Genomic DNA, 10,554 nt, shown 5'->3' on the forward strand with positions numbered 1-10,554 from the left:
CCGACTCCCCCTCTACGACAGGAGATCCCATGACCACGGTGTTCGGTGACCGCGACATCATCGTCGTCGACCTGGGCTTCGGCGACGCCGGCAAGGGCGCCACCGTCGACTGGCTCTGCTCACCGGACGCCGGCCTCGATGTCGCAGCCGTCGTCCGGTTCAACGGTGGCGCGCAGGCCGCGCACAACGTCGTTGTCGACGGTCGCCACCACACCTTTTCCCAGTTCGGGTCCGGGACCTTCTCCGGCGTCCCGACGGTGCTGTCGAAGCATGTCCTCGTCGAACCGATCGCCCTCGCCGCCGAGGCCCGCGCCCTGGCCGGGCTGGGTGTGCCGAAACCGCTCCAGTTACTGCACATCGACGCCGCCGCGCTACTGACCACGCCGATCCACGTCGCCGCTAACCGTGCCCGCGAGGATGCCCGCGGTAACGGCAGGCACGGCTCGTGCGGCAAGGGCATCGGTGAGACCGCCGCCTACGCCCTCGATCACCCGGACGCACCCACCGTCGGAGACTGCCACCGCCCAGCCGTTCTGCACGCCAAACTCTCCGCGATGGCCGACCACTATCGGGACCTGGTCGCCCCCAGCGTCCATCGGTGGCCCGACCTCGACGACATGGTCACGATGTACTCCGAATTCGTAGCCGCTGTCCGGATCGCCCAGGATGGCGATCTCGCGGCCCTCACAAACCGGGGGCGCTTGGTTTTCGAGGGCGCACAAGGAGTGCTGCTGGACGAGTGGCGCGGGTTCCACCCGCACACCACCTGGTCCACCGTGGAACCGAGCAACGCGCACTCCCTCTCCGCCAAGCACGGTCGCGGCAGCCACGTGCTCGGCGTCACCCGCACCTACACCACCCGGCACGGTGCAGGGCCGATGCCCACCGAGAACCCGACACTCGGCGCGGTCCTTCCCGAACTTCACAACGACACCGGCAGCTACCAGGGCACCTTCCGGATCGGAGACCTCGACGAGGTACTGCTGCGGTACGCCGCAAACGTATGCGGCAGCGTGGACAGTCTGGCCGTCACCCACCTCGACGCGGTGACCCGCGCCGCAGCCGAGGGGAACCCCATCCGCAGCGCACGCCGGTACCCCGACGTCGGCGACCTACTGCCTCTCGGACCGTGGCGGGACCTCGCGCATCAGCAACACCTCACCGACGTCCTGTCCGCGCTCACCCCCGACACATCGGAGTTGCCGACCCATCCGGCAGACGTCGCGACGCGCCTCGGATCGCTGGTCGGCGCACCGGTGGTACTCACCTCCAGCGGTCCCAGCCGGGCCGCCCGTAACGTCCGTGAGCCCGCTATCGCATGATCACAGGTGTGGAACAGTCATCCGTCTCCGTCGATGTGGTCGCTCTCCGGTTCGGCAACCCGGAACCCGACGCGCTGCGCTACGGCGTCGCGCCCCGCCGCTGGGAGCCGTACACCGGGCACACGGCCTTGCCCGGTGTCCTTCTCGGCGCCGGTGAACGCCTAGAAACGGCCGCCCGCCGCGCCGTCACCACCAAACTCGGGATCCCGGACGACGCGATCCGGGCAGTGGGACAACTCGCGGTGTTCGACGAGCCCAGCCGCGACCCACGCGGGCCGACCCTCTCCATTGCCATGTGGGCCGTCATCACCGCCGACAACATCACCACCGACCCCGCCGCCGCGACGCAGTGGCGCGGCTTCGACGAACACGGCAGCCTCGCCTTCGACCACGACCGCATCGTCGCCGCCGCACGCCGCATCCTCGCCACCAGCCTCCTTTGGCGGGACACAACATTCACCCGGGCGCTCCTCGGCGCCGAATTCCCCGCCACCCACGCCGTCACCGTCACCACCGCACTCGCCGGCAACCGGCCCGATCAAGGCAACCTCAATCGCACGCTCAAGGCGATACCCGGACTCGAACGCACCGACGAACGCGTCCGAGTACAAGCCACCGGCCGCCCCGCAGTCGTATGGCGTTGGACCACAACATAAGAGACACCACACCCACCCGCGCCGACACCCGGCGCCAAGCACACCCCTGAGCCGCGACCCACTGGGCTCAACCGTGAGCGTGCAGACAGCGACGGGGTCCGGGGCTCGGCTGTTCGACGGCCCCATCCCAGACTTGAGCACGATCACCGGGGATCGACCAATGCACAGTGCACGCCCACGAACCGCAGACGTGTCGCCACTCATCCGATCAAGTTCAGTGAAGGGTCGAACCATCGCCTGGCCGCACCTGCGCACATCGGCTCGTCAGACACGTGCTCAGACGCCCCCGACCACACCAGCGGCAGAGCCCGCCACAACCCCCCGTAACATTCCAGCCTGTCCCCGGCGGCCAACCTGCGGGAACGGTGCACCCGAGCGCTCGGAACGACCCGGATGCCCCACCTGCCCGGACCCTCATCGACTCTCACCTGCGGCGCAGCACCAGCACGGGAATTGTCCGGATGCCCGCAGTCTTCTCCGCGTAGTCGGCAAAGCCGGGATACCGCCGCGCCTGCTCGGCGAAGAGGAGATCGCGCTCCTCGCCCGTCACCTCACCGACGGTTACCGCGTATTGCTCGGTGCCCCGTTCGATCTCTGCCTCACCGGCGGTCACGAGGTTGTAGTACCAGTCGGGATTGGTCGGTGCGCCCGCCTTGGACGCGAAGACGTAAATCGTGTCCGGATCTTCCTCATCTGGCAGATACATCATCGGGCTCACCCGATCTCGCCCGGTCTTCCGGCCCCGGTGGTGAACCAGCACCACCGGCGCACCCTCGAATGGGCCACCAACTCGGCCCTCGTTTGCCCGGAATTCAGCAATGATGTTCGCGTTCCAGTCGTCGGTGCTACTCATCCGGCAGATTCTCCTCTTTCGGCACAGGATCGGTCAGCAATCGGGTTGACGCGGTTGCCTCCGTGTCGCACCCGGTCTCATTCAGGGCGCGCTCCGATTTTTTCAGGCGCACCCGCAACCGTCTATTTTCTCGTATTCGTGAACCGTTCACCGCCACACCGCAGGCCATAGGCGAGCCTCGGCAGATCAGCGAGTCCCTTCTAGATTCGCGGCCGGATTGGACAGCAAATTTCGGGACTGCCGCGGTATCGGTGAAAGCGCCCGAACAATGCCCAGTCGCATGCTCAGACTGATCTCGGGGAAGCATTGACAAGCCCGTCCGAACGTTCGCGGACCACACAGTCAGTTTGTGCCGCCCCCTTGCCCGGAGTCCTATTTGCCGATATCGACGGTGAGGTCCTCGATGTCGGCGAAAACCAAACGCCCGTCATCGAGGGCCACCGCCCACCGATGCACCGGTGCCCATTCGTGGCCACGTTCGGCGGTGTCGGTCAGCTCGGCGTAGTCCTCGACGATGACGCCGGTCGCCGCCTCGGATCGCCTCCGCACCAGCACCCGGGTACCCACGCTCAACACATCGGATGACGCCTGCTTCTTCTCGCTCTCGTCACTCATGAACTGCACCTTCCCTCTGTCCTCGGAGCACAAGCATGGCTCGAGCTCGCCCACCAGCCGAACTCACGCCGCCAGCCGCTGGGCGCCCAGTTCAGCGTGGGATGGCGGGCCTTCCCTGGCCATGGACGTAATGGCCGTGTGTGCGCCCGCACCTGCGGATCACAGTCCGGTCGACTTCTTGCTCCCGGCGTTCGGAGTAACTCCATATCCCACGGGTACTCCCGACCTACGCTGCGCTCCGGGCTCGACGGTCCCGGTAGCAGCCAGGCCCTCCCGCCAGCGCTCCCCTTCGCCGGCCGGAGGGCCGTCCGCCGCCCACGGCTCGCGGGCCCGGCATCAATGGGTCCGCCCCCTACTACTTCTGGCCGCTGGGCCGACGCTTCTCAGGATGACCGAAGCGCACAGCGGGAGCCGAGTGGATCGGCCAGCGGAAATTCGACACTCATAGATTGGTCCCCGACAATCCTCGCGTCGGAACGATGGTTCACTTCACTCGTCGCGGGTGCCACCGAGCTCGCCATCATCGCGCTCCGGCTCGGATCGGCTATCTGGGCGCACCTCCGTGTCAGGCCATTTAGCGAGTTTCACCCGGTGGAGGCAGGGGATCTTCCGCACGTATCCGTCCTTGGTGACACACCGCTCACCAATCCCTACACGGCAGTGCGGACATGGGATATGGGCAACGAACTCGAATGGATCCATCGCTCACCTCCACGGCTGTTACCTCGTAATACGACTATGACCGACCACGACGAATCATGCAGCACCGACGCACACCCCACCACCGATACCATTGCGCAATCCACTTGCAGCGTGAACCTGATAACCGTCGCCGAATCGACTGCACCAGCACAGATAGCCGCAGCACGCCGCCCCAAGCTCATACCTCTGAAATTACTGAGTCGGCAGCTTCGCAAATTACTGAGTCGGCAGCTTCACGACGATGACCACCCACACGACATACTGTTCGAATACACCGTCGGCCACACCCGTAGACGTCACAACCACCACCCGGAGCTCGGTCCCCACTGATCTGTACGCGGACATGTCCGTTCCACCTGGCACGATGGCAGTGACAGCCAGACGAGCTGGCCGAACAACGCAACAAGGTGCTCCGCCCCGGGTTTGATGGAGACATCCAAGACCCGGGAGGATGATCCACATGGTCGCACCACGGAAGTACCCCGACGAGCTGCGCGAACGCGCCACCCGGATGGCCATCGACGCCCGCAAAGACCCCGAGACCAGGGTCGGCGCGTACAAGCGCGTCGCTGACCAACTCGGCGTTCATCCCGAGGCGCTGCGGACGTGGGTCAAACGCGCCGAGATCGACGAGGGCCTGCGTCCGGGGACCACGAGTGACGATGCATCCCGCCTGGCCGAACTCGAACGCGAAGTCAAAGAGCTACGCCGAGCGAACACGATCCTCAAGCAGGCTTCGGCTTTCTTCGCGGCGGAGCTGGACCGCCCACACAGGTGAAGGTCGAGTTCATCGACCAGTTCAAAGGTGACCACGGCGTCCAGCCGATCTGCGACACGTTGAAAGATACCGATGCCGCGATCGCGCCGAGCACCTACTACGCCGCCAAGACACGGCCGGAATCGGCCCGTTCGAACCGTGATCGGGAGTTGACTGACCAGATCACCACCATCCACGACGACAATTACAGCGTCTACGGCGTCAGAAAGGTCTATGCCGAAATGCACCGCCAAGGCACACCGGTGGCCCGGTGCACGGTGGCACGACTGATGAAGGAGGCAGGTTTGAAAGGTATTGTGCGGAGCAAGAGTCCACGCACCACACGACCGGGGGCCGAGACCGAGCGTCCCGCCGATCTGGTCGAGCGCCGCTTCGTCGCCGACGCTCCGAACCAGCTGTGGGTCGCCGACATCACCTACTGTCGAACGTTCTCCGGCTGGGTCTACGCGGCGTTCGTGATCGATGTCTTCTCCCGCATGGTTGTTGGCTGGCAGGTCGCGACCTCGCTGTATACCGATCTCGCGCTCGACGCACTGGAAATGGCGATCTGGCGGCGCACCCGTGCGGGAGCTGACCTGTCGGGTCTGATTCACCACTCCGACCGCGGAGTGCAGTATCGAGCGATCCGCTACACCGACCGCCTCGACGAGGCAGATGCGGTGGCTTCTGTTGGGTCACGGGGTGATTCGTACGATAACGCCCTCGCCGAGGCGTACAACAGCCTGTTTAAAGCCGAGCTGATCCGCAATAAAGGCCCCTGGTACGGCATCAACGACGTCGAGATCGCCGTCGCCGAATACGTTGACTGGTTCAACGAGCGCAGGTTGCACGGCGAACTCGGTCAGGTCCCACCCGCCGAGTTCGAGATGATGCATGCCTCGAACCTTGAACAGATCCCACTACTGGAAACCAGATAACCGACTCTCCACAAAACCCGGAGCTTGACAAGGAGCACCATCATGGCACTACCTGTCTTGACACCGGAACAACGCGCCGAGGCACTGGCGAAGGCGGCTGAAGCCCGCAAAGCGCGTAGCGAACTCCTCGCAGCAGTGAAAGCTGGAACCCTCAGTGTCGAAGCGGTGCTCACCAAGGCCGAGACCGACGAAATCGTGAAGAAGACGAAGGTTTCGGCGCTGCTGAAGGCGCTCCCCGGCGTCGGATCAGTGAAGGCTTCGAAACTCCTCGAAGAATTGGCGATCGCCGAGACCCGTCGTATCGGCGGCCTCGGAGCCAACCAGCGCCAGGCGCTGATCGAAGCGTCGTCTAACTCCTGACCTCGGAACTGCCGCAGCCTCCGGCCAACTCGAAATGAGCTGGCCCGAGGCTGTTTTGTCGACGCCGCGAGGACTTGGCCGCAGTGAGCTGCACTGTACGATCCCCCGATCTGATCGGGATATGCCAGCGCGTGGACAGTTCGTGACCCTCCGTGGTCGGCCATTCTCGAATCTCTTTTGCGCGCTTGCGACCCCCGCAGGGTCGACCATGCATTCTTCCACCGACGCGAATTGCATGATCGATGTACAAGGTGAGAGTGCTATGGAAATTCTTGGCGTTCTTGGCCTTCAGATCGATCCTGTAGTCGACACCGTCGCGAGAGAACGGACCGGTCTGCTCTTTTTCGTTCTTGATCGAAGTCCCGTCGATACGTTCGACCACAATCGCGCGCGACAGTTCCGTTCCCTCACTGTCGAACACCCGGAAACACTACTCCGAGATAATGTTCGTATCTCAAATGATGGCAAGTTTCGACAGGACATCGCGGATTCCAGCCGAGTAGAGCTCGATCAGTGCCGCTCGCCGCACGCTGGCGGTCATTGGCATAGAACCTGGTCAGGATAGACGCTCGTCTCGTTGGAACCGCGGAAAGTCCATGCAGTCCACATCCCGCCAACCGCACAGCCTCTCATCGGTGGAGGTTGACCGGCATTCCCGACGCACCGAGAAACCACGACTTCCCACCGCCGGCTGAAACTTCCAGACCTGCACGGCCTGAACACCAAGCGCAACGAGGAATCTCCCTTGGCCAGAAATTGTTCTGGCGGGCGAGCGGAGCGAGAGGACACGATCGATCGATCTGAGGTGGCCAGATACTCGGCGCCACTACGGCAGTCGCTTCACCATGATCGGGTGATTTTCACGACACACGGTCAATGTGGTTGACATAGCGTAAGAAGAAGCTATGTACTTTACAAATATTTGGATTCCACAGAAGGACTGATCTCGATGCGTACTTACCGGTCCGCAGCCTCGGCGCTGGAGCTGTACTCAGCATTCCGGCAACAACATCCTCACACAGCTATACCCGAGAACTACCTTACCGAATCTGGTTTCCAGCTCGGTCGCTGGCAGTACCGCCAGCGCGTCGCTCGAATGCTCGGCACACTTCCGGAAGAGCGCATACGTCAGCTCGATTCAATTGGATTCGTGTGGAGCGACGACGATGCCCCGCTCCCCGCCATAACTCGCACCGACAGTAAGCGCCGCCGGATGCTGGCCGAAATCGCCGCTTACCGTGAACAACACGGCAACGCGCTCGTGCCCGCGAACTATGTCAACGCGGATGGCGAGCAAGTCGGCCAGTGGCTCTACCGGGCCGTGAAGAAGTGGAGAGCAGACGCGCTACCCGAAGACGAGCGGGGTCCACTTGCGGCGCTCGGGGTCTCCCCCGGTCCTCGCCCACGCGGACCGAGAACCGCCGCATAACGCACATCAACTCCCAGGCGAGCGAGAATCGGACTCCAAATTGGTCCCACTCGCGGCCGTTACGTCCGAGATCGGAGACCTGACTGCACGTCGCGCCAGTGCGCGGAGGACGCCCCCATTCGGCACAACCCTTCGCGCCTCACTTGTGCTGAACCGGCGCGATCACTCAATGAACTGGCACGCTCACACGCGCATCGTGCACCGGATGTCGCCCCTGGACCTGCTGCCCGCCGGCAGTCTCACCGACCAGAGACTACGACAGGCCCAGTTGCGCCAACAGTTCCTCTGTCCGACCCAAGATCGCCTCGGTTTTCCTGTCAATCTCTTCAAACGCGTCAGCAAGATCCCCCAAAGCCCGGACATCCGCGTACTTCCGAGCAATAGCAGCCTCGTACTGTTCGTTGAGCTCGTCCGGCGTGAGCTCGACGCCTTCTATCCCGACCTCGAATCCATCGCCTCGGGGCGGAGAGAAGTCTTCAGCTTTAGCCTCCCTTGCAGTGGGCCGAGGATCCAGCGGCTCGGACCGGGTATGTCTCGTTGAGGCGGCGCCCGTCAGATGTGCAGCGACGATCGCCGCAACCGCTCTGCCCGACAGCCCGCGCCGATCGCGACGGACCGCAGCGAAATGTCCCCACTGATCGAAGCTCGGCAGCAGAGGGCCATCTTGGTTCTCCCGCAGAGCCGGCAGTGTTCCGTAGGACTCTGCGGTGCCATCTGCATTCTCGTGACTTCTGATAAGACTTCGAGCAAGGACCCGGTTCGAGGGATAGCGATCAAAGAACGCTTGGAGCCGTGCCCATCGCAGATAGATCGCGACGGGACAGCGCTGTGGGTTGTCCCGTGCTGGGTGCAGCTGCAGGTCGTGCCCGCCGCCGACCACCACGATCTTCCCGTCATACGTGACGTCACTGCGTTGCAGGTAGCCCACTTCCGTCGCTGATACTCCGTTGATGCAGTGGAGCACAAGGAGTAAAGCGTCCCTCCGCCCAAACATGCCCTGCGGCCAACCGGAAGTCGGAAGTGCCACCATTGCCTGAGTGGCGGCGCGAGTGAGATCGTCCCGTTTGGTTGCGCGTACCGACAGCACCTGACGGATTGCTCGCGCAGACCCAGGCGCCGGGTACCCAGTGGCGGTGTGTACCCAATTGATCGCTGCCACGCGTCGCCGTTGGGTCGCACGCGCTGCAGGATTTTCGTCGAGGAAGCTCGCAAGAGCGAGAGGATCTGCGGGCAATGCCACTGCTTGGAACGCTGCGCACCAATCAGCGAACAACGCCCAGTCGTATCGATAGCCCGAACCCTGACCCTTGTCGACGAACAGAGCGGAAACATTCTGCCCGCCTGTGAATTCCGTCTGACCGTTCGTCACTGCTCAAGGTTAAGCAATCCGCGGCGACCAATCACGCTTCGGAGACTTTGTGTCGCCATGAAGACTGCCCTCGGCCAAAGCTGGTTCACTCGCTCGCAACACCGGGCGTGACCCCAGGTCGCCAAGTGCATATGGATCACGACAACTGCGAAACGTCGAGGAGGCGCTCTGCAGTAGCACCGGCCCTCAATGACTGACCACCTACCCTGCTGACCACCTCGTCCGGATAGCCGGCGAGGGCTGCACGCCGCCGTATCGCAGCGTGAATCGCAGAGCCGGACAGCGTTGCCGCACTGATGTTGCCGTTCGCGCGTATTGCGCGGAACACAGGCACCGCGGGGTCGGGAACTACTGGCGGCGCGAAAGAGCAGACGTGGCTGTCGAACTCCTCATGCCCGCGAAGCAATCGCATCACGCCCGGACGACCGGACTCGTAGACATTTGCAACTACCTCCAGCCAACGCCGGTAGGCGCACGGAGCACACATCGAGTGATCCCGCGATAGAGGGACATGCTTGACGAAGTCGTCGTCGACGGGACCGTCATGCGATCTACCACGCCGGACACGCAGATCGCCACGGCGAGAGAACGTTACATCGTCGACAGCTAGCATCGACAGTTCCGATCGCCGATACGCCCCCATGAACCCCAACAACAACAGCGCGCTGTCGCGGCGCTCCCGTGCGCGCTTGACCCAAGTCGTCGCGTCTCGACGACTCACGTCGACAATTTCTTCGAGCTCACCGAAGCGAAGTGGGTACGCCCTCCTGGTTGGCCGTTCACCATTGTCCCTATAGATCCCGCGGACACTCGAAACTGCGGCCCTGACGCAAGCCGCTTCGCCCGGCACAGGTAGTCCAGAATTGCGATGCCAGTAGTTGATGGACGCCACCCACCGGTTCAACGTCGCAATCGAATACATCCGATCACCGGCCCCGGAACGTCTCGCCGCGTTCTCACTTACATACTCCGCGACCACCTCTGGATCTACGGGCATCATCGAAATCCCACGGTCCGCACACCAACTCGCGAATCTGACCCAGTCCTGCCGATAGTTGCGCGCAGTGCTGGCGGAATGCGACCGGTAGAGATCAGCCACGATACGAGCGTCAACTCCCGGCAACGACTCCGATACGCCAACCGAGGAACGCGCGCGACTCCCCTCTGCAGATGGATGCTTCGATGGGAGTGGCGTGTCTTGATGACTCACGTGGACATCATTGCAGGCGAAGGTGTCAGTTTCGAGAATTCTCGGCGCGCGGCGACTCGGTCGGCACCCCACCAGCGGAGGGCCGTGCAGGTTCGTGATGCACGGTGCATCACCAGCGGAGGGCCGTGCAGGTTCGTGATGCACGGTGCATCACCAGCGGAGGGCCGTGCAGGTTCGTGATGCACGGTGCATCACCAGCGGAGGATCGTGCAGGTTCGTGATGCACGGTGCATCACCAGCGGAGGATCGTGCAGGTTCGTGATGCACGGTGCATCACCAGCGGAGGGCCGTGCAGGTTCGTGATGCACGGTGCATCACCAGCGGAGGGCCGTGCAGGTTCGTG

General features: G+C 63.4%; 10 protein-coding genes and 1 other annotated feature. Of the genes, 5 read left to right on the forward strand and 5 right to left on the reverse strand.

Annotated features, from left to right (window positions below; translation table 11 throughout):
* Nucleotides 1-29 precede the first annotated feature (29 nt).
* Together ACFTZB_RS07905 and ACFTZB_RS07910 are read left to right on the forward strand one after the other, a co-directional pair.
* Nucleotides 30-1,322 carry an adenylosuccinate synthetase gene (locus tag ACFTZB_RS07905; RefSeq protein ID WP_378430911.1) on the forward strand — a complete coding sequence of 431 codons (1,293 nt, stop codon included), beginning with the start codon at nt 30-32 and terminating at the stop codon, nt 1,320-1,322.
* An 8-nt stretch (nt 1,323-1,330) separates the two neighbouring features.
* Nucleotides 1,331-1,978 (forward strand): NUDIX domain-containing protein, encoded by a 648-nt coding sequence (locus ACFTZB_RS07910; protein WP_378430912.1) that lies wholly within the window; start codon nt 1,331-1,333, stop codon nt 1,976-1,978.
* Nucleotides 1,979-2,402: 424 nt separating this feature from the next.
* On the opposite strand, the gene ACFTZB_RS07915 is transcribed toward ACFTZB_RS07910, so the two are convergent.
* Both ACFTZB_RS07915 and ACFTZB_RS07920 read right to left on the reverse strand, forming a co-directional pair.
* Nucleotides 2,403-2,831: a nitroreductase/quinone reductase family protein gene (locus ACFTZB_RS07915; RefSeq protein WP_378430913.1), complete on the reverse strand. Its 429-nt coding sequence runs from the start codon at nt 2,829-2,831 to the stop codon at nt 2,403-2,405.
* 372 nt (nt 2,832-3,203) lie between these two features.
* On the reverse strand, nt 3,204-3,446 hold the full coding sequence (locus ACFTZB_RS07920) for a hypothetical protein (protein ID WP_378430914.1): 243 nt from the start codon (nt 3,444-3,446) through the stop codon (nt 3,204-3,206).
* 1,162 nt (nt 3,447-4,608) lie between these two features.
* On the opposite strand from ACFTZB_RS07920, the gene ACFTZB_RS07925 reads away from it, so the two are divergent.
* Together ACFTZB_RS07925 and mihF are read left to right on the forward strand one after the other, a co-directional pair.
* Nucleotides 4,609-5,843, forward strand: a protein-coding gene (locus tag ACFTZB_RS07925) for an IS3 family transposase (RefSeq protein ID WP_378430915.1) whose coding sequence is annotated in 2 segments (ribosomal slippage) — nt 4,609-4,888 and nt 4,888-5,843 — 1,236 coding nt in all. Because the reading frame shifts where the segments join, the coding sequence is not laid out codon by codon here.
* Nucleotides 4,887-5,015 (forward strand) — a sequence feature (AL1L pseudoknot). Its footprint overlaps the gene before it by 129 nt.
* A 42-nt stretch (nt 5,844-5,885) precedes the next feature.
* Nucleotides 5,886-6,203: an integration host factor, actinobacterial type gene (gene mihF, locus ACFTZB_RS07930; protein ID WP_378430916.1), complete on the forward strand. Its 318-nt coding sequence runs from the start codon at nt 5,886-5,888 to the stop codon at nt 6,201-6,203.
* Here mihF and ACFTZB_RS07935 read toward each other — a convergent pair.
* Nucleotides 6,193-6,624 carry a histone-like nucleoid-structuring protein Lsr2 gene (locus tag ACFTZB_RS07935; RefSeq protein WP_378430917.1) on the reverse strand — a complete coding sequence of 144 codons (432 nt, stop codon included), beginning with the start codon at nt 6,622-6,624 and terminating at the stop codon, nt 6,193-6,195. The two genes, mihF and ACFTZB_RS07935, sit on opposite strands and share 11 nt — an antisense overlap.
* Before the next feature lie 528 nt (nt 6,625-7,152).
* Between ACFTZB_RS07935 and ACFTZB_RS07940 the strand changes: the two genes are divergently transcribed.
* Complete coding sequence (locus ACFTZB_RS07940) at nt 7,153-7,632, forward strand: helicase associated domain-containing protein (protein ID WP_072951035.1); 480 nt, start codon at nt 7,153-7,155, stop codon at nt 7,630-7,632.
* A 253-nt stretch (nt 7,633-7,885) separates the two neighbouring features.
* Here ACFTZB_RS07940 and ACFTZB_RS07945 read toward each other — a convergent pair whose 3' ends face one another.
* Together ACFTZB_RS07945 and ACFTZB_RS07950 are read right to left on the reverse strand one after the other, a co-directional pair.
* Complete coding sequence (locus ACFTZB_RS07945) at nt 7,886-9,001, reverse strand: hypothetical protein (RefSeq protein WP_378430918.1); 1,116 nt, start codon at nt 8,999-9,001, stop codon at nt 7,886-7,888.
* Nucleotides 9,002-9,137: 136 nt separating this feature from the next.
* Nucleotides 9,138-10,100: an integrase gene (locus ACFTZB_RS07950; RefSeq protein WP_378430919.1), complete on the reverse strand. Its 963-nt coding sequence runs from the start codon at nt 10,098-10,100 to the stop codon at nt 9,138-9,140.
* Nucleotides 10,101-10,554 lie beyond the last annotated feature (454 nt).

This window comes from Rhodococcus sp. NPDC057014 (genome assembly GCF_042673295.1).
In the GTDB taxonomy this organism is placed as follows: Bacteria; Actinomycetota; Actinomycetes; order Mycobacteriales; family Mycobacteriaceae; genus Rhodococcus_F.